The following is a 22045-nucleotide window of genomic DNA, read 5'->3' as shown; positions in this document are numbered from 1 at the left end:
GGACTGAAGAATCATGGCGTTTATCGAATTTGAAAATGCAACGGTCGATTTCGCGATCTACAACGCGACAGGTCGTTCGCTGAAGAAGAATCTGTTGCGGGTTGCCACCGGTGGCCAGATCGGCGCCGATGAGCGCGGCCGCGTGGTGGTGCGCGCACTGGAGAACCTGACGTTTAGCTTGAACAAAGGCGACAGGGTGGGCTTGCTTGGTCACAACGGCGCAGGAAAGAGCACCCTGCTACGAGTGCTGGGCGGCGTCTACGAACCCTCGGGTGGTCGCGTGCGTATCGACGGCAACGTCGGTTCGCTCATCGATATTTCGCTTGGCATCGATCACGAGGCCAGCGGCCGCGAGAACATCTATACGCGCGGCGCGTTGCTGGGCATGACGCGGGCGCGCGTGAAAGAGCACATTGACGAGATCATCGAGTTCTCCGAACTCGGCGATTTCATCGACATGCCGGTGCGCACGTATTCGACCGGCATGCACATGCGCCTTGTCTTTGCCGTGTCGACCATCCTGCGCCCGGAAATCCTGCTGATGGACGAATGGCTGTCCGTGGGCGACGAGGCATTCAGGCATCGCGCAGAGGCCCGCCTCTCCAGCATGGTCGAGGCCACGCACATCCTGGTCCTTGCGTCGCACTCCCGACAGCTCATCGAGAACACCTGCAATCGCGCGATCTGGCTGGAGCACGGCAAGATTCGCATGATGGGCGATGTGCACTCGGTGACGGACGCGTACTTTGGCGCCGTGCCCACGGCGGCGGCTGCCTGAAAAGCCCCTGTACGCAGGGATGCGTGTCCAGCCGGTAGGGCCGGGCATTGCGTCCCGGCCGTACCGCGTCGTCCTTTCGCTCGCGCGCAGGCGAAAGGGCTTCAGTCGGTGCCGTGCAGGGTGTACGGGTCGGCAATGCCCAGGCCCGCGAGGATGCGCGTCTCCAGCGCCTCCATGGCTTCGGCTTCCGCGTCTTCGATGTGGTCGTAGCCCAGCAGGTGCAGCACGCCGTGTACCGTCATGTGCGCCCAGTGATCGCGCGGGTTCTTGCCTTGCTCTTTCGCCTCGCGGGCCACGACGGGTGCGCAGATGGCCAGGTCGCCGATCAGCGGCAGTGATACGCCCGGCGGCAATTCCACCGGGAAGGACAGCACGTTGGTGGCGTAGTCCTTGTGGCGATAGTCGCGGTTAAGCGCGCGCCCTTCGTCCGTGTCGACGATGCGGATGGAAAGCTCCGTGGCCTTGCGGCGCCTGGCGCCGCGCAGCGCCGCTTCCGTCCATGCGCGGAAGCTGGCGGCGGAAGGAATGCCCTTGCGCGGAACGCCGTAGCCCAGCGAAAGCGTCAGTGCGCTCATCGCGGCGGCTCCTCGGACGCCTGCTCGAAGGCTTCATAGGCGCGCACGATCTTGGCCACCAGCGGATGGCGAACCACGTCACGCGAGGTGAAGAAGGTGAAGCTGATGCCGTCGACGCCACGCAATACCTCGATGGCGTGGCGCAGGCCGGAGCGTACGTGGCGGGGCAGGTCGATCTGGCTGACGTCGCCGGTGATCACCGCCACCGAGCCGAAGCCGATGCGCGTCAGGAACATCTTCATCTGCTCGACGGTGGTGTTCTGCGCTTCGTCGAGGATCACGTACGAATCGTTGAGCGTGCGGCCACGCATATAGGCAAGCGGCGCAATCTCGATCACGTTGCGCTCGATCAGCTTGGCCACTTTTTCAAAGCCGAGCATTTCGTACAGCGCGTCGTAGAGCGGTCGCAGGTACGGATCGACTTTCTGCGACAGGTCGCCCGGCAGGAAGCCCAGCTTTTCACCCGCCTCCACGGCGGGGCGCACCAGCAGCAGGCGCTGTACGCGATTGGCTTCCAGTGCTTCAACGGCACTCGCCACGGCGAGGTAGGTCTTGCCGGTGCCGGCGGGGCCGACACCGAAGCTGATGTCGTGCGTGGTGATGGCGTGCAGGTAGCGCGCCTGGTTGGGGCCGCGACCCTTGATCACGCCTCGCTTCACCTTGATGGTGACGTCCTGCGCTTCGTCGGCGGCATCGCTCACGATGGCGTCGATGCCCGACTCGGCGAGGTGCAGGTTGATCTTCGCGCCGTTGAGCGACTCGGTATTAGTCACTTCGTACAGTGCGCGGAGTACTTTTTCGGCGGCGCGCGAGGCACCTTCGTCGCCGATCACCTGGAACAGGGCGCCCCGGTGATTGATCTCCACACCCAGGCGCAGTTCGATCTGGCGCAGGTGCTCATCGAAAGGACCGCAGAGATTGGACAGCCGGGCGTTGTCTTCCGGCTCAAGAGAGAAGTCGCGTTGATTCAGGCCGTTGTTCATGGGATTTGTCAAAGATGCCGGTGCATCACATAGACATCGGTCGGACCCTGTGCGGCGTGGCGAAACGCGCCCGGCACCTGCCCGACGATGCGGAAACCGTGGCGCTGCCAGAGGCGCACCGCGGTGGTATTGGTCGAGACGACAAAGTTGAACTGCATGGCGGTGAAGCCCGCGTCGCGGGCCTGCGCCATCGAATGTTCGCACATGGCCGCGGCAACGCCTTGCCCACGTGAGGCCGGCGAGACCATGTAGCCAGCGTTGGCCACGTGGTCGCCCAGCCCCGGTTGATTGGGGCGAAGCATGTAACAGCCAAGCACGAGTTTTTCGCGCTGGGCGATGAAACAGCGCGTGGGCGGGAGCGTCCACCAGTCCCGCGCCTGCTCGAACGTCAGGTCGGGCGGATAGCTGTAGGTATCACCGGCAGCCACCACGCTGTGGAACAGCGGCCAGACGAGGGTGAATTCGTCCGGCCCGATTTCGCGAATCGAAAGGGTTGCCGTCACGAGGCCAGGGCGACGCCGTCGTCAACAAGCTGCACGCGACCGCGCAGCGAGTTGGTCATGGCTTCGGTGATCACCACGTCCACGAACTGGCCAATCATGCGCGCGCTGCCCGGGAAATTCACGAAGCGCATGTTCTCGGTGCGGCCGGTGACTTCGTTCGCGTTCTTCTTGCTGATCTTTTCCACCAGCACGCGCTGCACCGTACCGACCATGGCTTCATTGATCTGGCGCGCGTTGTCGTTGAGCTTGGCCTGCAGGCGCGAAAGGCGCGCGTGCTTCACTTCCTGGGAGGTGTTGTCTTCCAGGTTGGCGGCCGGCGTGCCGGGGCGCGAGGAGAAGATGAAGGAGAAGCTCTGGTCGAAGCCGACGTCGTCGATCAGCTTCATGGTCTTCTCGAAATCCTCGTCCGTCTCGCCGGGGAAGCCCACGATGAAATCCGACGAGATGCAGATGTCCGGGCGCACCGCGCGCAACTTGCGGATTTTCTGCTTGAACTCGATCGCCGTGTAACCGCGCTTCATTGCCGTGAGGATGCGGTCGGAACCGGCCTGCACCGGCAGGTGCAGGAAGTTGCACAGCTGCGGCACGTTGGCATACGCCTCGATCAGCGAGTCCGAAAACTCCAGTGGATGCGAGGTGGTGAAACGGATGCGGCCAATGCCTTCGATCTGCGCGATGGCGTGGATCAGCACGGCAAGATCGGCAGTGCCGCCGTCATGCGTGGGACCACGGTACGCGTTGACGTTCTGGCCGAGCAGGTTCACCTCGCGCACGCCCTGTTCGGCGAGCTGGGCGATCTCCACGATCACGTCGTCGAACGGACGGCTGATTTCCTCGCCGCGGGTGTAGGGCACCACGCAGTAGGAGCAGTACTTCGAGCAGCCTTCCATGATCGACACGAACGCCGTGGGGCCTTCGGCGCGCGGCTCGGGCAGGCGGTCGAACTTCTCGATCTCCGGGAAGCTGATGTCCACCTGCGGCTTGCCGGTGGCGCGCTTGGCTTCGATCAGTTCCGGCAGGCGATGCAGGGTCTGCGGGCCGAACACCAGGTCCACGTAGGGCGCGCGCTTGATGATGTCCTGGCCTTCCTGCGAGGCCACGCAGCCGCCCACGCCGATCAGCACGGGCTTGCCGCCCTGCTTGTGCTCCTTCCAGCGGCCGAGCTGGCTGAAGACCTTTTCCTGGGCCTTCTCGCGGATGGAGCAGGTGTTGATCAGGATGACGTCCGCCTCGGACTCGTCCTGCGTCAATTCCAGACCATGCGAGGCCTTGAGCACGTCGGCCATCTTGGCCGAGTCGTACTCGTTCATCTGGCAGCCGTGGGTCTTGATGAAAAGCTTGCCGGTCATGGCTCAAATACCGTGGTTCAAGGGGCGGCGGATAGGTTGCCGAACCGCACAGTTTACTCGTCCCGCGACCCCTCTGCCACTGAAACCGGCGTGTCGGATCAACCACTTGCGTGGCCATGAGACGTCCTTTGTGCTCCGGAAACGGGCGCTGACGCACGAATCGGCCTGATGCCGCTTGGCTGGCGGCCAAGGCGGGAGCACACTGCCGCCTGGCCCGGCGCTTGCAACGCATTGACCGGGAAGAAGTAGAAGAAGGGGGAGTGATGCGGGTGCCACACCGGGAAAAGGCCGCCGCCAAGGCTTGGCGGCCTTGGGGGAAGTCCGTGAGCGGGCTGCTTTCCCCGTGGTCGTGTGCGCCCCATCTTCGCCGTCTGGCGGCTGGCACGGCGTTGCTGGCCGCTCTGGTCTGCCCGGGTTTGGGGCATGCGGGCGCCCTTTATCGTTGCACGGGCTCCGCGGGTGAGGTTGTCTTCAGTAGCAGCGCGGCGGGTTACCAGGGGTGTAGCCGCATCGCCGGTACGCCGGACCCCGTGCGCAAGAAGCCGGTCGCTGCTGCGCCTTCACTGGCCAGTGTGAAAGGTTCGGTGGAGGGCTCGACGCCGAAGGTGCCGGTGACGCCGCCTCCCCAGTCACCCTCCGTGGCGTGGGTGGAGGATTCCGTGGAAACCACCGCCCGGGTTATTACCGCCAAGGCTGCGCCCAGCGGCAAGCCGGGGCAGTGGAGTTATAGCGAAGCGAGCCCGGCACGCAGTGCTTCCACGCCGGACAAACCCGTGGCGGACGTGGGTGACGACGGCAGCCGGGTGCTGCGCGGCGCGGTGTATCGCGTCGTGCGCAAGGACGGCAGCGTCGAGTACACCAACCTGAAACCGGCGGGTACGCAAGGTCCTGCGGTGACCATGCTTTTCAGCTACATCGCCACCTGCGTGGCGTGCAATCTGCACTCGAACATTCGCTGGGACGCGGTGGCGCTTAACCTCAGCGCGTACGCCGACGTGATCCAGCTGGCCAGCCAGGAGTCCGGCGTGAACGAGGCCTTCCTGCGCGCCATCATTCATGCGGAAAGCGCGTTCAATCCGCGCGCGCTGTCGCTCAAGGGCGCACAGGGCCTGATGCAGCTGATGCCCGGCACGGCGAACGACATGGGCGTGCGTGATGCGTTCGACACGGCGCAGAACATCCGCGGCGGTGCCCGTTATCTCGGTTTGTTGCTGCGCACGTTCAACGGCAACGAGCGCCTGGCCGCGGCGGCGTACAACGCGGGGCCGGGTGCGGTGCAGCGCTACAACGGCGTGCCGCCCTTCGCGGAAACGCAGGTGTATGTCGAGCGCGTGGGCACGCTCCGCAAGCGTTACGGGTTGGCCATCCATCCGTCCGGTGGGTCCGGTGGTGTCCGGGCGCCGGTGGCCGCGGCAGGCGTATCAGCTATCCAGTGATGCCGTCGGCGCCATCGGCGGGCGCTGGGCAAGTATCACTTCCGTGTGGAAGGGCGCGCCGTTGCGCAAGCCGGAAACCTCGACCTTGCTGCCGGGCTTGAATGCCGCCTCGTGGCGACGAAGGTCGGCCGGGTCCACGATGTCTTCCGTGCCGATGCGCAGCAGGATGTCATGCGGCTGGATGCCCGCCTGCGCGGCAGGGCCGCCCGGATAGATGTCCGTCACCTGCGCGCCTCGCGCGGCGGCCGGGAGGCCACTGTCGGCCGTTACCGGCACGAACGTGTAGTCCGCACCCATCCAGCCTCGCACTACATGCCCCGTATCGATGATCTGGTCGAGCACGCGCTTGGCGCTGGCGACGGGGATCGCAAAGCTGATGCCTTCGGCGTTGGCGGCCTTGCCGATGAGCAAGGTGTTGATGCCGACGAGTTCGCCGTCGGTGTTCACCAGCGCACCGCCGGAATTGCCAAGGTTGATGGCGGCGTCGGTCTGGATGAAGTCTTCCGGGCTGGAGGTGTTCAACTGGCGGCCGATGGCGCTGATGATGCCCATCGTCACCGTCTGGTTGAGTCCCAGCGGGTTGCCGATGGCAAGCACCACGTCGCCCGTGCGACCCGCGCGCTGGTCGGCGATGTGGATCACGGGCAGGTTGCCGGCGTCGATCTTCAACACCGCAAGATCCGTCTCCACGTCGGCGCCCACCACGGTGGCCTTGGCGACGCGCCCGTCGTACAGCAGCACCTGGATGTCGTCGGCGTTCGCAATAACGTGGTTGTTGGTGAGCACGTAGCCCTGCTGCACGATCACGCCTGAGCCCAGGCTTTGTTCGCGCCGCTTGTAGGCAGGGCCGGCGGGGCGGCCGCCGAACAGGCGCTGCAACACCGGGTCCGTGTACATCTGCACGGCTTGCTCGGTGATCATCTTGTTGGCGTAGATGTTCACCACCGAGGGCGCGGCCTTGGCGACGGCATCGGCATAGGACATCGGGCCGCTGACGCGCGTGGGGGCAGAGGCCTGCACCGCCGATTCAACGTTGTTGTGCGAAACGCCGAAACGTTCCCTCAGCCGGTTGCCGACATTGGGCCACGCCAGGCTGATGACGAAGGCAACCGCCAGCCCGAGCACCACGAAGCGGGCGATGAATGCGAGCGTGCCAGCGGCATGTTTCATGTCGTAATGCGTTTCACGGCAAGGCGTTAGAGGAGGGTGCGCGCATGTGTCGCAGGCGCGGCGCTTTTATTGTACGAGCCATGCCCTGACGCTACACTAACGCGATTTTGCGGGAGTCAGTTCCACTGGCGCTTGCGAAGCGGGTCGTCCCGGGGTTTCCCGGTGCGCTAAGTGCCCGACAACGGAAGGCTTGTGGCTGATCTCGCTGCATGCTCATCGTGCTGGTACTGCGCGTGCCTGCTGTTCTCTAAGGGGGAGTCTTAGGGGAATTTTTGTTCGCAGCATGTAGTCTCGTGCTGCCGAACTTGATCGACGTGCTTGGCAAGCACCCGTGGAACTTATTAAGTTCCGCGTCTCAATGGCATGTAAGTACCGGAGAGCCTGATGGCGAACGAAGTCGTCGATCACGGCCGCCGCCGCTTCCTCACAGCGACCACGGCCGTGGTTGGTGGTGTGGGAGTCGTAACGGCAGTCGTACCCTTCATCAAGTCGTGGGAACCGAGCGCGCGGGCCAAATCCGCGGGTGCGCCGGTCACGATCGACATCAGCAAGATCGAAGAAGGCCAGCGGGTGACCTACCCTTGGCGCGGTCTGCCGGTGTTTGTGGTCAATCGTTCGAAGACGCAGCTCGACGCGCTTCCCAGCCAGGACGCTCGTCTCGTCGACGCCAAGTCCGACGCCGGCTCCGCCGAGCAGCAGCCCAAGTACGCACAGAACGAAACACGTTCCATCAAGCCCGAGTGGCTGGTGCTCGTGGGACTCTGCACGCACCTCGGTTGCGTGCCCGACTTCGTGCCGGTCATGAAGCCCGAGCCGTTCGATCCCGACTGGAAGGGCGGCTTCTATTGCCCTTGCCACAAGTCGCGCTACGACATGGCGGGCCGTGTCTATCAGGGTGTGCCCGCGCCGAAGAACCTACTGGTGCCGCCGTACCACTTCATCGATGACACGCACATCCAGATTGGCGTGGATCCGAAGGAGGCAGGCTGATGGCCAACGTATTCACGCGTGTCGGCGATTGGGTCAACGAGCGGGCACCGGGCCTCATGCCCATGTACCGCAAGCACATGACCGAGTATTACGCGCCGAAGAACTTCAATCTTTGGTACTACTTCGGTTCGCTGGCGCTGGTGGTGCTGATCAACCAGATCGTCACCGGCATCTTCCTCACCATGAACTACAAGACGAGTGCGGCGGAAGCCTTCAACTCGGTCGAGTACATCATGCGCGACGTGGAGTGGGGCTGGCTGATCCGCTACATGCACTCCACCGGTGCGTCGCTGTTCTTCGTGGTGGTGTTCCTGCACATGTTCCGCGGGCTTATGTACGGCTCGTACCAGAAGCCGCGCGAGCTGGTGTGGCTGCTGGGCATGCTGATCTTCCTGGCGCTGATGGCCGAGGCCTTCATGGGCTATGTGCTGCCGTGGGGCAACATGTCGTTCTGGGGCGCCAAGGTGATCATCTCGCTGTTCGGCACCATCCCGGTCATCGGCGGTTCGCTGGTCGAATGGATCATGGGTGACTACCTGCCGGCCGACGCCACGCTCAACCGCTTCTTCGCGTTGCACGTGATCGCGCTGCCGCTGGTGCTGCTGCTTCTGGTGGTGCTGCACCTGGCGGCGCTGCACGAAGTGGGTTCGAACAACCCCGATGGCGTGGATACCAAGCACGGTCCCAAGGGCAACCGCTGGGATCCGACCAAGCCGGCCGACGGCATTCCCTTCCATCCGTATTACACGGTGAAGGACCTGTTCGGCGTCAGCTTCTTCCTGGTCATCGCGGCGTTCATCATCTTCTTCGCGCCGACCTTCGGTGGCTGGTTCCTGGAACACGACAACTTCGTCGCCGCCAACAACCTGGTGACGCCGTCGCACATCAAGCCGTCGTGGTACTTCACCCCGTTCTACGCGATCCTGCGCATGATCCCGTCGTTCTTCGGCACGGCCTTCTGGGGCGTGCTGGGCATGTTCGGCGCCATCGCGCTGCTGTTCGTGCTGCCGTGGATCGATGCGGGCAAGGTGCGTTCCATCCGCTATCGCGGCACCGGCTTCAAGGGGGCGCTGATGACCTTCGCCGCCTCCTTCATCGGCCTGGCCCTGGTGGGTGCGGGCGTGGTTGGCGAGAAGCTGGTCGAGTGGGCTCCTTCGGATGCGACGTTCTGGGAGAACACCTTCGGTCGCGTCATGACCGTCCTTTACTTCGGGTACTTCGTGTTCCTGTGGTGCTACCCGCGACTTGGTTGGGAAAAGACCAAGCCGGTCCCGGAGCGGGTGGTGTTCGACCATGACTAAGCGACTGTTGCCGATGAAGAAGATTTTTATCTCGTTCGCGCTCACTGTTGGCCTGGTTGCCGGCACCGCCTCCGTGGCGTCGGCCGAGGAGGGCGCCATGCCTTCCGCGGGCACCAATATCCGCGATACCGCGTCGCTGCAGCGTGGCGCCAAGTTGTTCTTCAACTACTGCGTGGGCTGCCACTCGCTGAAGTACGTGCGCTACTCGCGCATTGCCGAAGACCTGGGACTGTCTGAAGACGAGGTCATGAAGAACCTCAACTTCACCGGTGCCAAGTTCGGCGATCCGGTGATCTCGCACATGCCGGAAGATTCCGCGCAGCAGTTCTTCGGCAAGGCGCCGCCGGATCTCTCGCTGGAAGTGCGTGCCAAGGAAGAGGGCCCGGATTGGGTCTTTGCCTACCTCAACTCCTTCTATGTCGACCCCACCCGTCCGGTGGGCTGGAACAACACCGTGTTCCCGAATGCCTCCATGCCGTTCCCGTTGTGGGAGCTGCAGGGCATCCAGACGGCGGTGAAGAAGGAAGGCAGTGACGACGTGGAGAAGCTCGAGCTCTCGCAGCCGGGCAAGCTCACGCCGGCCCAATACCAGCAGGCTGCCCGTGACCTGACCAACTTCCTGGAGTACGCCTCCGAGCCGGCCGCCTTGCAGCGCCAGCGCTACGGCATCTGGGTGCTTCTGTTCCTGGCAGGCTTCACTTTCCTGGCATATCTGCTAAAGAAGGAGTACTGGAAGGACGTCCACTAAGACGTCACCTTCCAAAGCCTACGTTACGGCGGCCTTAGAGCTGCCGTAACGTAGAAGCTTCATGTCGATGGGGAGATCGCGCATGGTCCAAAGCGCTCGTTCGCGTACCGCACTCGCCCTGTACACCACCGCGGATGGCATTCAATGCCACCGGACACGCCTCGTGCTCGCCGCGAAGGGCGTGAGCTACGACCGGGTGATGGTTGATCCTTCCAAACCACCCGAAGACCTGCTGGACCTCAATCCTTACGGCACCACGCCAACCCTGGTCGACCGCGACCTGACGCTCTACAACACGGCCGTGGTCTGCGAATACCTCGATGAGCGTTATCCGCACCCGCCCTTGATGCCGATCGATCCGCTATCGCGCGCTCGCCTGCGCCTGGCTACTGTGCGGATCGAACTGGACTGGCTGCCCGAAGTGGACATCATCCGGGCGGGAGGCAAGCCGGCCGATGCGGCCCGCAAGCGTCTTCGCGAGCACCTGCTGGCGGCCTTGCCGCTGTTCAAGGCGTCCCGATTCTTTCTGAACCCCGAAATGAGCCTCACCGATTGCCTCGTTGCGCCCGTGGTATGGCGCCTGCCCTGGCTGGGTGTGGACCTGGGGCGGGAGGGCAAGCCCATCCTGGACTATGGCGAGCGCCTTTTTGCCAGCCAGGGCTATGCCCGCAGCATGACGCCTGAGGAAAAGGCCATGCGGCCCTGACGGTCGACCTGGCTCCCTGACGGCATCGGCCGATCCCGGGGGTGACTTGCTGCGACAACTCGCCTCGGCTTGGCATTAAACTGCAACGATCTACCCGGCACGCCCCGGACCGTCTCCGGTCGGGCGGGGCTACCCATAGGCTTTTGAATGACCGACGACAAGCTTCCGCCGATGTCCTCCAATCGCCCCTATTTGCTTAGGGCGATCTACGACTGGATCACGGACAACAACCTGACTCCCTATGTGCTCGTTGATGCCACGCGGGAGGGTGTGCGGGTGCCTCCGCAGGTGATCAAGAACGGGCAGGTGGTACTGAACCTGGCCATGCGAGCGGTCGCCAGTCTCGACCTCGGCAACGACTGGATCAGCTTCCAGGCGCGTTTTTCCGGCGTAAGCCACAACATCCATATTCCCGTTCAGGCCGTGCTGGCGCTTTACGCCCAGGAAAACGGCCAGGGCATGATGTTCCCGGCTGACGAAGGTGGTGACCAGCCGCCGCCGTCGTCGCCCGATCCGGACGACACGCCGCCATCGCCGGAAGGTGACCAGACGGGCGAGAAGCCCAAGCGCAGTGCGCCGTTCCTGCGCGTGGTGAAGTAATTCGCGTATCCCGCGCCATCGTGCCGGCATCTGCCGGTGCGATGACCTTTCGATATTCGCTAGTGCAGCGTGTTGTCCTTGCGCAGGCGGGGGCGCAACGGCACAACGTTGTCCGTGGCCGGCGGCGGCGCGTGTTCGGCGAGCAGGCCAGGAAGATGGCTCTGAATGGGCGGCAGGCTGACGCCGCTCAGCGTGCGGCCGATCAGCCAGAGCTTGCCGGGTTCACGGTCGTTGCCGTCAATGCTCACCTCGAAGGTGTAGCAGCGTTCCAGCATCAGGCGCCCGTGTTGGCGCAGCAGCCGCACGCCGCGAAGCCCCACGCTTTCGTCCAACAGTTGAAGGCCGTGCTGGCGACATTGCGCGCGGGCCTCCTGCGCTGCCTGCTCACGGCCGCGGCTGAGCTGCAGCCACAGGCCGATGATGGCCAGCAGCGCCACAAGAAGAATCAGGTCGGAAATCTCGCTCATGCCGCGAGAGTGTAGGCGTTGCGTCGGCCTTGCAAGAGGCAGGACGTGAACGTCCTGCCTTCAAGGGATGTTGCCCTGCCTGTGCTCAGTCGAGCTGCAGGCGAAGCGACAGGTCCACCGCCCGCACGTGCTTGGTCAGCGCGCCAACCGAGATGAAATCCACCCCCGTCTGCGCATATCCGGCGATGGTAGACAGGTCCACGTTGCCTGAAATTTCCAGCTCAGCCCGGCCTTTGGCGATGCCGACGGCTTCGCGCATCAGGGGGAGGGTGAAGTTGTCCAGCATGATGCGGTCGGCGCCGGCTGCGAGCGCCTGCTGCAATTCATCGAGGTTCTCCACCTCGATTTCCAGCAGCAAGGACGGATGCAGGCGGCGCGCCGCTTCCGCAGCGGCCTTGATGCCACCGGCCGCAATGATGTGGTTTTCCTTGACCAGGACGGCGTCGTACAGGCCGACGCGATGGTTGTGACCACCACCGCAACGCACCGCATATTTCTGCGCCAGGCGCAGGCCGGGCACGGTCTTGCGGGTATCGAGCACGCGCACGCCGGTGCCGGCGACAGCGGCCACGTAGGCTGCCGTCGCGGTGGCAGTGCTGGAGAGCAGCTGCAGGAAATTCAGTGCCGAGCGTTCGGCGCTCACCAACGCGCGGGCGTTGCCCCTCAATCGGCATATGACCGAGCCAGCCGCGACATGGTCGCCGTCACGCGGGGTCCAATCGATCTGCACCTTCGGATCAAGGCGACGGAAGCAGGCGTTGAACCAGTCGATGCCTGCCATGACCGCATCCTCGCGGCAGGTCAGCGTGGCGCTGGCCGTGGCGTTGGCGGGAATCAGGTCTGCCGTGGCGTCGCCGCTGCCGATGTCTTCGGCGAAGGCACGCTCGACGTCCGCCTGGATGAGGTCGGACGCCGGGGAAACGAGTTGTACTGAAGTCATTCTTCGGTCGGTGCCTGGGACGTGGCCGGTTGGCTGAGGCGACCGACGATGGCATCCAGCGCACGGTCGAACAAGGCCGTGGATTCAAGCACGCGCGCCGTGCCCGTGGCGAGTGCCTGGGCCAGTTCGTGCGGCGAATAGTCGGCGACCTTCAGGCCGCGACGGTTCACGAACAGGTAGCGACCGCTCATCGGGCTGATCCAGGACAGCTTGGCGCGCTCGATGGTTTCCGGTGCCGTGACGAACTCCAGCCAGGTACCGGGCTTGAGCTCGGCGACCAGGCGCGTCTCCGGCGTATCCATCACCGGTTCCGGCTCCGGCTCGGAACGGGCGAGCTCCGCCTCGGATTCGGCGATCGGCTGGATGCTCTCGGGAATCGGCAGGGTGGTGGACTCTTCCACCGCCTGCACTTCGGCTTCCGGCACGGCTTCGCCGAGCTGGTGGCGGTAATACGTATGCAGCTGGGCCAGCAGGCGATCGATGTCGCTTTCCTGGAACGCCACATTGGCCAGGCCACGACGCAGCGCGCGTTCGATGCCCGGCAGCATCTGGCGCAGCGCGCGGCGCTCGTCGAGCGTGCGGGCCGGCTTGGTGCTGTCGATGAAATCGTTGGCAAAACGCAGCGCGTCGCGGAACTCGCTGGATTCCTCGCCCTGGCGCAGGATGGTCAGCACCAGATAGTTGGCCCATGCACGCGACAGGATCCCGTGGATCAGCGGCGGCAGGTTATGGCCTTCTATACGGCTGAGGATCTCGCGCGCGGCACGGCGACGTGCCTGCTCGAGCTTCTCGCGACCGCGGGTGGATTCGGCCACGCGCTGTTCGGCCAGTTCGGCACGGCGGCGGCTGATGTCCTGGAATTCCTGCAGCTCGGCGCACAGGCGTTCGAAGATGGTCATGTCATCGTCGAAGTCCTGCAGGAGGCGGTCGACGATGGACTTGATCTTGTCGTGCAGGCGATGGTCGCGATCGGACTCGGCCGACCAGCCCTTGGCGGCATCGGCCAGGCTGTCCAGCAGGCGGCGTGCCGGATGCTGGCGGTGTGCGAACAGCTTGCGGTCGAGGATGGCCGCCTTGAGATACGGAATCTGCAGGCGAGCCAGCAATACCTGCATCTCGGTCGGCAGGTTGCGGTCTTCGAGGATGAACTCGAACAGCATGCCGACGAGATCGATGGTGTCCTCGTCGATGGTCGACACCTGGCTCGGCTTTTCACCGCGCAGGGAGCCGATCTGGGCAAGCAGGTGTTCCTTGAGCTGCTGGACTTCGCCCGCGAGCTCCATCGCGTTGCCGGCATTCGCCGGCATCTGTTGATTGATGGCGGCCTGGCTCTGCAGCACGCTCAGCGCACCGAGCAACTCGTTCGCGCTGGGCAGCTGCACGGCGCCGGCCGGCAGGCGCTGGCCCGCGGTGACTGGCGTGGTGCGGCGTGCGCTGAACAGGGTGCGCAGGGTCTGGATCAGTTCGCTGGATGCGCCGGCTTCGTCGTCGGCGAGGAAGCTGCCCTCGCTCTGTTCGACGGCTTCCGCACCAGCCGCTGCTCCGGCCGCGGGGGCCGGACGCTGGGCGCCGCCCGCGCGCTGGATTTCATGGCGCAGCTGCGGCAACACGCCGGCGCGCACCAGTTCCGCGTTGATCTCGGTGTACAGCTCGTCCAGCGAGGCCAGTACGTAACGGTCAAAAAGCTTGTAGATGATGAGCTTGACACGCATCTCGGCGCTGAGCTCGCGCATCGCCTGGCGGAAGGCCTGCGACAGCGCGGCCGGACCCACCGGGTTGGTGCCGTCGTCGATCTTGATGCCGCCGTAGATGACGGAGAGGCGCTGGTTCACGGCGAACAGGTCGCGCGTAAGGCGCGTTTCGTTCTTGCCGATCATGCTGGTGATGGCCAGCGATTCTTCCAGTTCGTTGTCGGCGACCAGCGACAGCTCCACCGATCCGGCGGGCAGCGACACACCGTTGGTGGCGCCCGCGTTGTTGCGGTAGCTGGAGGCGAAATCGGTCAGCTCGCGCGAGATCTGCGCGAGGAAGCTGCGCTCCACCATCGGGCGGCGCTTGCGCACTTCGCGCATGCCGTCGAAGTAGTGCATCTGAGCAGCGTTGTTCTCGGCCTTTTCGGCCAGATCGAACAGGGCATCGTCCACGTGCTCGAACATGCCGTTGATCAAGATCTGCAGGCGCTTGCCAGCGATGTCCCGGACGGTGTTCAAGAGGGCGCCTCCGCGCTCGCTGGAGGGGTCCAGGCGCTGGCTCAGGCTGACAATGTTGGATGGTTCACTGGCGTCTTTCATCGCCTTTCACCCCCTGAAAGTGATGCCGACGTGCGGGCAACCTACGAACGACAATACGCCAGCCTACAATAAGGGATGGCGGGGGCTGCTGTCATTCACCGTATCGATATATGTCGACACGTTCACAAGACGCGGGTTCTTGCGGGCTGGCCGCCCTGGCGGTCGTCAGGCTGCCGCAGGGAAGTCGGTGAATTGCAGGGTGCCGATGCCTTCTTCGGGCAGCATCACGGGGATGCCGTCCTCGACCCGGTAGATGACTTTCCGGTCGGTGGTGATCAGTCCTTCGGACAGCGGCGACCCGACGGCAGCACCCGATACGGTCTGGACCTGGCCGGCCGCGATGGCCTTGTTGAGTGCATCAAGCTCCTGACGCTGGAGCGGGCGGACGGGGACCTTGCTGACCGGGCAGCAAAGGATGTCGAGCAAGCGTTTGTCCATGGGGAGCGGGATCGTGCCGAGACGCGGAAAGTCCGTACAATAACCCTTTTGGATGGCTTGGGTCATGACATTGACTACCCTCCCGCCGCGCGTGGGCGTTGTAATGGGCTCCCGTTCCGACTGGGAAACCATGGAGCATGCCTCCAGCGTGCTGGCCGAACTGGGCGTGGCGCACGAGGTGCGCGTGGTCTCTGCGCACCGCACGCCGGACCTGCTGTTCCAGTACGCCGAAGAAGCGGTGGGACGTGGTATCCAGGTCATCGTGGCTGGCGCCGGCGGTGCGGCACATTTGCCGGGCATGCTGGCGGCCAAGACCCGTCTGCCGGTGTTTGGCGTGCCGGTGCAGTCCAAGGCGCTCAACGGCATGGATTCCCTGCTTTCCATTGCCCAGATGCCGGCTGGCATTCCGGTCGGCACGCTGGCTATCGGTCGCGCGGGTGCGGTGAATGCCGGCATCCTCGCCGCCTCGGTGCTGGCGCTGCATGATCCGGCCATCGCCGCCGCGCTGGACGCCTACCGTTCCCGCCAGACGCAAACCGTGCTGGACAACCCGGACCCCCGTTCGTGAGCGCCCGTCGTCAACCCGTCCTCGGCATTCTCGGTGGCGGCCAGCTTGCACGCATGCTGGCGCTTGCCGCGGCGCCGCTGGGTGTAAAGACGCTGGTGGTGGACAGCGCCGCCGACGCCTGCGCCGGACAGGTGGCTCCGCTGGTAGTGGCTGACTGGACGGACTACGACGCGCTTGAGCATTTCGCTCGCGAAGTGGACGTGGTCACTTTCGATTTCGAAAACGTGCCGGCCGAGACCGCGCACTGGCTGGCCAAGCGTGTCGCCGTATTTCCCGCGCCGCGCGCATTGGCCGTGGCGCAGGATCGCCTGGCAGAGAAAACGCTGTTTCGCGAATGCGGTTTGCTGACGCCGGAGTTCAAGACGGTCGACACCCGCGAAGAACTGGATCAGGCGCTGGCGGTAGTCGGTGCGCCGGCCATCCTCAAGACGCGTCGCCTTGGCTACGACGGCAAGGGCCAGTTCCGCATCAAGACGTTGGCCGACGCCGACGCCGCGTGGGCAGCCCTGGGTCCGCAGGCGCAGGCACACGGGCTCATCCTGGAAGCCTTCGTGCCGTTCGATCGCGAGCTGTCGGTGATTGCCGTGCGCGGTCGCGACGGCGATTTCCGCACCTGGCCACTTACGCAGAACTGGCACACCGACGGCGTGCTCTCGCTGAGCCTGGCTCCGGCGTCGGACATCGCGGCGCTGCAGGCGCGCGCCACCGATCTGGCACGCACGCTGGCAGAAAAACTGGAATACGGCGGCGTGTTCGCGTTGGAGCTGTTCGTGAAAAACGGCGAGCTGCTCGGCAACGAGATGGCGCCGCGCTTGCACAACTCCGGTCACTGGACCATCGAGGGGGCACTCACCAGCCAGTTCGAGAACCATGTGCGCGCGGTGCTCGGTTTGCCGCTGGGTGATACGTCGGCGCGCGGCTTGTCGGCCATGTTCAACTGGATCGGCGAACTGCCCGATGCTGCGCCCGTGCTGGAAGCCGTTGATGCGCATTGGCACGACTACGGCAAGCAGCCGCGCGTGGGTCGCAAGGTGGGTCACGCCACGGTGTGTGCGCCGGATGCGAAGCGGTTGGTCGAACGCCTTTCCGGTATTGCGCACGCGCTGGGTCGCGATCAGCAGGCGCAGCCGGCAGTCGGCAAGCTGAGCGAAAACAAATAAGCAAGCGGCAGCCCCTGTAGGAGCGCACTAGTGCGCGACCGCAGGGTTGAGTGTCCCGGTTCGTCAATCGTGGCGGTCGCGCACAAGTGCGCTCCTACATTGAATTGCCGGCCTGGTGTGCTGATAAAAAAACGGGGCCCAAGAGCCCCGTTTTCACGACTGGATTCCCGAGGAATCAGGCCAGGTTCTTGGCCGCGAATTCCCAGTTGGCCAGGTTCCAGAACGCCTCGATGTACTTCGGACGGGCGTTGCGGTAATCGATGTAGTACGCGTGCTCCCACACGTCGCAGGTCAGCAGCGGCTTGTCGCTGCCGGTGATCGGCGTGGCGGCATTGGACGTGTTGACGATGCCGAGCGAACCATCCGGACGCTGCACCAGCCAGGTCCAGCCCGAACCGAAGTTGCCCACGGCCGACTTGGTGAACTCTTCCTTGAACTTCTCGAACGAACCGAATGCCTTGTTGATGGCATCGGCCAGCTTGCCGCTCGGCTCGTTGCCGCCCTTGGGGCTGAGCGAGTGCCAGTAGAAGGTGTGGTTCCAGACCTGTGCAGCGTTGTTGAACACGCCACCGGACGACTTCTTGATGATGTCTTCCAGCGAGGCGTTTTCGAACTCGGTGCCCTTGACGAGGTTGTTGAGGTTGGTCACGTACGCCTGGTGATGCTTGCCGTAGTGATACTCAAGCGTCTCCGCCGAGATGTGCGGTTCCAGCGCATTCTGTTCATAGGGCAAGGGGGGGAGTTCGAAGGCCATGTTGTGGCTCCTGGGCGTTGGCTGAGGAAAAGGGGTCGGGCTTGGAATGGCCGAGGACCGGCGACCCGTGCACGACTGATACACTATCGATCTAACTGCATTCTAGCGATGAATGATTCGTGCCTGCTTCATATCTTTTCATGGCCCGCGCCGGGAGCTGTTTGCCCGCCAGCCAAGAAAGAACGAGGGAGTGTAAGTCGATACACGACCGAGTGATGACGCAGGCTGGCGGGCAAATAGACCCGGCCCATAGGGTTCGCCGCCTCAGGCCGCCTCAGAGAGAGCTGAACCTTGACCTGACCACCAGTCAGGCGCTACGACTCAGCTCTCTCTGAGGCGGCCTGAGACGACGAATGCGGGCCATGAAAAGATATGAAGCAGGCACCTAGTTATGGACGTTAACGAGCGAATCAAGGCTGTGTTGGCCGAACATGCCATCGTGCTCTTCATGAAGGGCACGCCGCAGTTCCCCATGTGCGGCTTTTCCAGCCGCGCCGCGCAGGCGCTGACGGAGGCGGGCGCGACGTTCCACGCCGTCAATGTGCTGGCCGATCCGGAAGTGCGTGCGGCATTGCCGCATTACGCGAACTGGCCGACGTTCCCTCAGCTTTTCATCCAGGGTGAACTGATCGGCGGTTGCGACATCATCGAAGACCTGAAGGCCGCCGGTGAGCTCGCGCGCATGGCGGCCGACGTGGCCGGAGCCGATTCCTGATGGCGCTTCCCCTGGTTCGTTTGCCGGAAGGCTGGGCGCCTGTGGCGGGCTCGTTGGCTGATCGTGTCGTGCTGGTTACCGGCGCGTATGGCGGCCTGGGTTCGGCGGTGGCGCGTGCTGCCTCTCGCGCTGGCGCCACCGTGGTCATCACCGGTCGCCGCAAGCGTCAGCTGGAACAGCTTTACGATGCGATGGTGAGCGAGGGTTTGCCGGAACCGGTGATCCATCCGCTCGACATGGAAGTGGCCACGCCAGGCGACTATGAGGCATTGGCCGATGGGCTCGAGCGCGATTTCGGTCGCCTTGACGGCATTGTCCACACCGCCGCGAGCTTCAAGGAACTCACGCCGCTTTCCGTGCAGAAGCCGGACGACTGGCTGCGCGCCATGCATGTGAATGTGTCGGCGCCGTTTGCGCTGACGCAGGCGTGCATGCCGTTGCTGTCACGGGCGTCGGACAGCGCCGTGGTGTTCGTGCTGGATAACCCCGAACTGGTGCAGCGTGCGCACTGGGGCGCGTATGGCGTTTCGAAGGCTGCGCTGGAGCGACTGGTTGCCATCCTCCATGAGGAAACCGAGCAGTCGTCGCTGCGTTCGCATGCATTGCTGCCCGCGCCCATGCGCACCACCTTGCGTCGTGCGGCCTACTTTGGCGAAGACACCATGCTGCAGCCGTTGCCGGATGCCACGGCCGAGGCCGCCATCTATCTGTTGGGCGAGCAGGGCAAGCGTGCACGCGGCGCGACCCTCGATTTGCGTGAACCGGCATGACCATGACGCAGGAGCATTGCTGACATGGAAATGCAGATGACCACGCTGTCGGCGGCGATCCTGCTGTTCCTCATCATGGACCCGCTGGGGAATATCCCCATCTTCCTGAGCCTGCTGAAAGACGTCGCACCCAAGCGCCGCCGTAAGGTGATGATTCGCGAGCTGCTGATTGCGCTGGGTGTCCTGCTCGGATTCCTGATTGGCGGTCAGCACATTCTGAAATTGCTGCAGTTGCGGCAGGAATCCATCAGCATTGCCGGTGGCATCGTGCTGTTCCTTATCGGCATCCGCATGGTGTTTCCGCCGGCCGATGGCGGCGGCATCTTCGGCAAGCAGGGGGAGGGCGAGCCCTTCATCGTGCCCATGGCCATCCCCGGCGTGGCCGGCCCCTCCGCCATGGCCGCCTTGCTGCTGCTGACCAATACCCAGCCCGGTCGCACCGCCGATTGGGCCATTGCCCTGCTAGGCGCATGGCTGGCCACCTCGGTAATCCTGCTGTGCTCCACCTATCTGTTCCGCTGGCTCGGCGAGAGCGTGCTCACGGCGCTTGAGCGCGTGATGGGCATGCTGCTTATCGCGCTGTCGGTGCAGATGTTCATGGGCGGCGTGGCGGCTTATTTGCATCTGGTTGTTTGAAACAGCGACCTTTTTACGCGGCGTGATCTTTCGGTCCTCTCCGCATAACCTTGCTGTCATAATCCGCTACCAGCATTTGGGGTAAATCCCAGGAGGCGGTCATGCTCAGCGTTGAACAGACCCTCACCGAACGTCTGCCATGGTTGGCGCAACATCCCCTGATCCGCCGGCCGGTTGCCGGCATGCTGGGCCGACTGGCCGATGAGGATGGTTTCAACCGTACCTTGGTAGCCGCTGGTGCGGCCGAAGGCTTCGATTTCGTCGAGCGCGTGCTCGATGTGCTCGGTGTCAGCTACTACGTCAATCCCCGCGAGCGCGAGAACATCCCGGTCGAGGGTGGCGTGCTGATCGTGGCCAACCATCCGCTTGGCATGATCGACGCGCTGACCCTGCTGCAGATGGTGGGCTCGGTGCGCAGCGATGTCCGCATCCTGGCCAACGACTGGCTGATGTCGATCGAGCCGCTGCACAAGCTGCTGCTGCCGGTGGATGTGTTCGGCAAGGGCGCCGCCTCGAAGATGCGCGATATCTACCGCGCGCTGGACAACGGCGAAGCGCTGATCGTGTTCCCTGCCGGCGAGGTGTCGCGCGTGCGTCCGTCGGGCGTGAGCGATGGACGCTGGTCCGATGGTTTTGCCCGCCTGGCGCAGCGCAGCCGTGTACCGGTCTTGCCGGTGCATATTTCGGCGCGCAACTCGGCCATGTTCTATGGCCTGTCGATGCTGGCCAAGCCGTTGAGCACGGCCATGCTTCCACGCGAAGCCATTTCACCGACCAGTCGCCGCGTGGGCTTCAGCGTGGGGCAGTTGGTGTCCGCCGATGAGCTGGAACAGCACAGCGGCGAGTCGACCCAGCGCGCGGCCAAGCTCATGCGTCGCCATGTGTATCGCGTGGGTCGTCATCGCGGACTGATCTTCGGCGGGCAGGCACCGCTGGCGCATCCGGAACCGACCGAACGCGTGGTGGCGGAACTGCAAGCCCATGCGGAGAAGCTCGCCGATCTCAATGACGGCAAGCAAATCCTGTTGTTCAAGGGCACTTCCGACAGCCCCGTGTTGCGTGAAATCGGCCGTCTGCGCGAACTCACGTTCCGCAAGGTGGGCGAGGGCACCGGCGCACGTCGCGACCTGGATGCCTACGACCCGCATTACGAACACCTGGTGCTGTGGGACCCGAAGGCGTTGCGCATCGTGGGTTCGTACCGTTTCGGCCACGGCGGTCGACTGATCGCCGAGCGCGGGATGAGCGCGCTGTACACCTCCAGCCTGTTCAATTACTCGCCGGCACTCGAATCGCGTCTTTCGCAGGGGCTGGAACTGGGCCGCAGTTTCATTGCGCCGGCCTATTGGCGTTCGCGCGCGCTGGATCAGCTGTGGCAAGGCATTGGCCTGTATCTGCAGCGCCACCCCGATCTGCGTTACCTGTTCGGCCCGGTAAGCATGTCGGTGAGTCTGCCGCGCGAAGCGCGTGAGTGGATCGCAGCGGCACATCAGCATTACTTCGGCGCGCCGGGCCTTGCATCCGCACGACAGCCTTTCGTCGTGTCGCCTGCCGTGATCGATCTGGTGCGCGATGCGCTGGCCGGGCTTGATCCGGCGGCGGGTCTTGGCAAGCTCAAGCATCACCTGGATGCGTTGGGTGTGAGCCTGCCGGTGCTGTATCGCCAGTATGTGGATCTGGTGGAACCCGAAGGCGTGCAGTTCCTCGACTTCGGCGAAGATCCGGGATTCTCGGGTTGTGTGGATGGCCTGGTCATGTTGGACCTGGCAACGCTGAAGCCGGCCAAGCGGGCGCGCTACCTCGGCAAGTAAGACCGGCTTGCGTGAGGCGGTGAGTGGCGTCCATGAGCAACTCTGGGCGCCACCTCACGGAAGTTTCCATATCTCACGCTAGTTTCAGTGGTTACTTATTGACCACGCAGCAGGGAAATACGTTGGCTTTTGTTGCACGCGTGATCCAACGGTAAATTTCTTGTAAAATACTTATGTAAACCTTACAGGGTTGGTCCGGACTCAAGGGGCTTTGTCGAGGTCCAGGCCAACAGCGTTAACTGATTTCGTAATTTCGCCCGATCTTTTACCGATCGGGCTTTTTTACGCCCGGAGAAAACGTTTAAATTTACGTTAAATGGCATGAAATTACGTTTTTAAGCAGCGTCTTGCGAAAT

At 63.8% G+C, this 22045-nt stretch carries 23 protein-coding genes; 13 read left to right on the top strand and 10 right to left on the bottom strand.

The window, feature by feature from the left end; translation table 11 throughout:
* Positions 1–13: 13 nt before the first annotated feature.
* Complete coding sequence (locus DK366_RS07370) at positions 14–778, top strand: ABC transporter ATP-binding protein (protein ID WP_109124891.1); 765 nt, start codon at positions 14–16, stop codon at positions 776–778.
* A 101-nt stretch (positions 779–879) separates the two neighbouring features.
* Here the strand turns inward: DK366_RS07370 and ybeY are convergent, their stop codons facing one another.
* The 4 genes from ybeY to miaB are packed head-to-tail and all read right to left on the bottom strand — an operon-like array spanning position 880 to position 4188.
* Positions 880–1353 (bottom strand): rRNA maturation RNase YbeY, encoded by a 474-nt coding sequence (ybeY, locus tag DK366_RS07365; RefSeq protein WP_109124890.1) that lies wholly within the window; start codon positions 1351–1353, stop codon positions 880–882.
* A complete protein-coding gene (locus DK366_RS07360) occupies positions 1350–2336 on the bottom strand; it encodes a PhoH family protein (protein ID WP_109124889.1) in 987 nt (328 codons plus the stop codon). Before DK366_RS07360 ends, ybeY begins: the two co-directional genes overlap by 4 nt.
* Before the next feature lie 8 nt (positions 2337–2344).
* Complete coding sequence (locus tag DK366_RS07355) at positions 2345–2839, bottom strand: GNAT family N-acetyltransferase (RefSeq protein WP_109124888.1); 495 nt, start codon at positions 2837–2839, stop codon at positions 2345–2347.
* The gene (miaB, locus tag DK366_RS07350) at positions 2836–4188 is read right to left on the bottom strand and encodes a tRNA (N6-isopentenyl adenosine(37)-C2)-methylthiotransferase MiaB (protein ID WP_109124887.1); all 1353 of its coding nucleotides are present in this window, start codon (positions 4186–4188) and stop codon (positions 2836–2838) included. The genes DK366_RS07355 and miaB overlap by 4 nt, the downstream gene beginning before the upstream one ends.
* A gap of 323 nt (positions 4189–4511) precedes the next feature.
* Here miaB and DK366_RS07345 point away from each other — a divergent pair, with 323 nt between their 5' ends.
* Entirely contained in the window at positions 4512–5624 is a 1113-nt protein-coding gene (locus DK366_RS07345) for a lytic transglycosylase domain-containing protein (protein ID WP_232820949.1), read from the top strand.
* Here the strand turns inward: DK366_RS07345 and DK366_RS07340 are convergent.
* Complete coding sequence (locus tag DK366_RS07340; RefSeq protein WP_109124885.1) at positions 5610–6794, bottom strand: trypsin-like peptidase domain-containing protein; 1185 nt, start codon at positions 6792–6794, stop codon at positions 5610–5612. The two genes, DK366_RS07345 and DK366_RS07340, sit on opposite strands and share 15 nt — an antisense overlap.
* 384 nt (positions 6795–7178) lie before the next feature.
* Here DK366_RS07340 and petA point away from each other — a divergent pair, with 384 nt between their 5' ends.
* The 5 genes from petA (at position 7179) to DK366_RS07315 (ending at position 11139) form a co-directional block, all read left to right on the top strand.
* Positions 7179–7784 carry a ubiquinol-cytochrome c reductase iron-sulfur subunit gene (gene petA, locus DK366_RS07335; protein WP_109124884.1) on the top strand — a complete coding sequence of 202 codons (606 nt, stop codon included), beginning with the start codon at positions 7179–7181 and terminating at the stop codon, positions 7782–7784.
* The gene (locus tag DK366_RS07330) at positions 7784–9085 is read left to right on the top strand and encodes a cytochrome bc complex cytochrome b subunit (RefSeq protein WP_109124883.1); all 1302 of its coding nucleotides are present in this window, start codon (positions 7784–7786) and stop codon (positions 9083–9085) included. Before petA ends, DK366_RS07330 begins: the two co-directional genes overlap by 1 nt.
* A complete protein-coding gene (locus DK366_RS07325) occupies positions 9078–9833 on the top strand; it encodes a cytochrome c1 (RefSeq protein ID WP_109124882.1) in 756 nt (251 codons plus the stop codon). Before DK366_RS07330 ends, DK366_RS07325 begins: the two co-directional genes overlap by 8 nt.
* Positions 9834–9915: 82 nt before the next feature.
* Positions 9916–10539 carry a glutathione S-transferase N-terminal domain-containing protein gene (locus DK366_RS07320; protein ID WP_109124881.1) on the top strand — a complete coding sequence of 208 codons (624 nt, stop codon included), beginning with the start codon at positions 9916–9918 and terminating at the stop codon, positions 10537–10539.
* Positions 10540–10686: 147 nt separating this feature from the next.
* Positions 10687–11139 carry a ClpXP protease specificity-enhancing factor gene (locus DK366_RS07315; RefSeq protein WP_232820948.1) on the top strand — a complete coding sequence of 151 codons (453 nt, stop codon included), beginning with the start codon at positions 10687–10689 and terminating at the stop codon, positions 11137–11139.
* A 59-nt stretch (positions 11140–11198) separates the two neighbouring features.
* Here the strand turns inward: DK366_RS07315 and DK366_RS07310 are convergent, their stop codons facing one another.
* From DK366_RS07310 to DK366_RS07295, 4 genes are all read right to left on the bottom strand, one after another.
* Positions 11199–11606, bottom strand: coding sequence for a DUF3301 domain-containing protein (locus DK366_RS07310; protein ID WP_109124880.1), 408 nt, complete (start codon positions 11604–11606; stop codon positions 11199–11201).
* Positions 11607–11691: 85 nt separating this feature from the next.
* Positions 11692–12546, bottom strand: a complete 855-nt coding sequence (gene nadC / locus DK366_RS07305; RefSeq protein ID WP_109124879.1) for a carboxylating nicotinate-nucleotide diphosphorylase — start codon at positions 12544–12546, stop codon at positions 11692–11694.
* Positions 12543–14837, bottom strand: a complete 2295-nt coding sequence (locus DK366_RS07300; protein ID WP_109124878.1) for a DUF1631 domain-containing protein — start codon at positions 14835–14837, stop codon at positions 12543–12545. The genes nadC and DK366_RS07300 overlap by 4 nt, the downstream gene beginning before the upstream one ends.
* A gap of 165 nt (positions 14838–15002) precedes the next feature.
* A complete protein-coding gene (locus DK366_RS07295; protein ID WP_109124934.1) occupies positions 15003–15275 on the bottom strand; it encodes a Trm112 family protein in 273 nt (90 codons plus the stop codon).
* 64 nt (positions 15276–15339) lie between these two features.
* On the opposite strand from DK366_RS07295, the gene purE reads away from it, so the two are divergent.
* Complete coding sequence (gene purE, locus DK366_RS07290; protein ID WP_109124877.1) at positions 15340–15843, top strand: 5-(carboxyamino)imidazole ribonucleotide mutase; 504 nt, start codon at positions 15340–15342, stop codon at positions 15841–15843.
* Positions 15840–17003, top strand: coding sequence for a 5-(carboxyamino)imidazole ribonucleotide synthase (locus DK366_RS07285; protein WP_109124876.1), 1164 nt, complete (start codon positions 15840–15842; stop codon positions 17001–17003). Before purE ends, DK366_RS07285 begins: the two co-directional genes overlap by 4 nt.
* Before the next feature lie 175 nt (positions 17004–17178).
* On the opposite strand, the gene sodB is transcribed toward DK366_RS07285, so the two are convergent.
* On the bottom strand, positions 17179–17757 hold the full coding sequence (sodB, locus tag DK366_RS07280) for a superoxide dismutase [Fe] (protein ID WP_109124875.1): 579 nt from the start codon (positions 17755–17757) through the stop codon (positions 17179–17181).
* A 391-nt stretch (positions 17758–18148) separates the two neighbouring features.
* Between sodB and grxD the strand changes: the two genes are divergently transcribed.
* The 4 genes from grxD to DK366_RS07260 all read left to right on the top strand — a co-directional run bounded on the left by grxD (position 18149) and on the right by DK366_RS07260 (position 21689).
* Entirely contained in the window at positions 18149–18472 is a 324-nt protein-coding gene (gene grxD, locus DK366_RS07275) for a Grx4 family monothiol glutaredoxin (RefSeq protein ID WP_109124874.1), read from the top strand.
* On the top strand, positions 18472–19242 hold the full coding sequence (locus tag DK366_RS07270) for an SDR family NAD(P)-dependent oxidoreductase (RefSeq protein WP_109124873.1): 771 nt from the start codon (positions 18472–18474) through the stop codon (positions 19240–19242). The genes grxD and DK366_RS07270 overlap by 1 nt, the downstream gene beginning before the upstream one ends.
* Before the next feature lie 36 nt (positions 19243–19278).
* Positions 19279–19878, top strand: coding sequence for a YhgN family NAAT transporter (locus DK366_RS07265; protein WP_109124933.1), 600 nt, complete (start codon positions 19279–19281; stop codon positions 19876–19878).
* Positions 19879–19979: 101 nt separating this feature from the next.
* Positions 19980–21689 (top strand): lysophospholipid acyltransferase family protein, encoded by a 1710-nt coding sequence (locus tag DK366_RS07260; RefSeq protein ID WP_109124872.1) that lies wholly within the window; start codon positions 19980–19982, stop codon positions 21687–21689.
* Positions 21690–22045: the final 356 nt, after the last annotated feature.

Origin of the sequence: Dyella sp. C11 (genome assembly GCF_003121485.1) — a bacterium.
Taxonomy (GTDB): Bacteria; Pseudomonadota; Gammaproteobacteria; order Xanthomonadales; family Rhodanobacteraceae; genus Dyella.
Note: the sequence above shows the minus strand (reverse complement) of the source record. Positions and strands in the feature narration are given on the sequence as shown.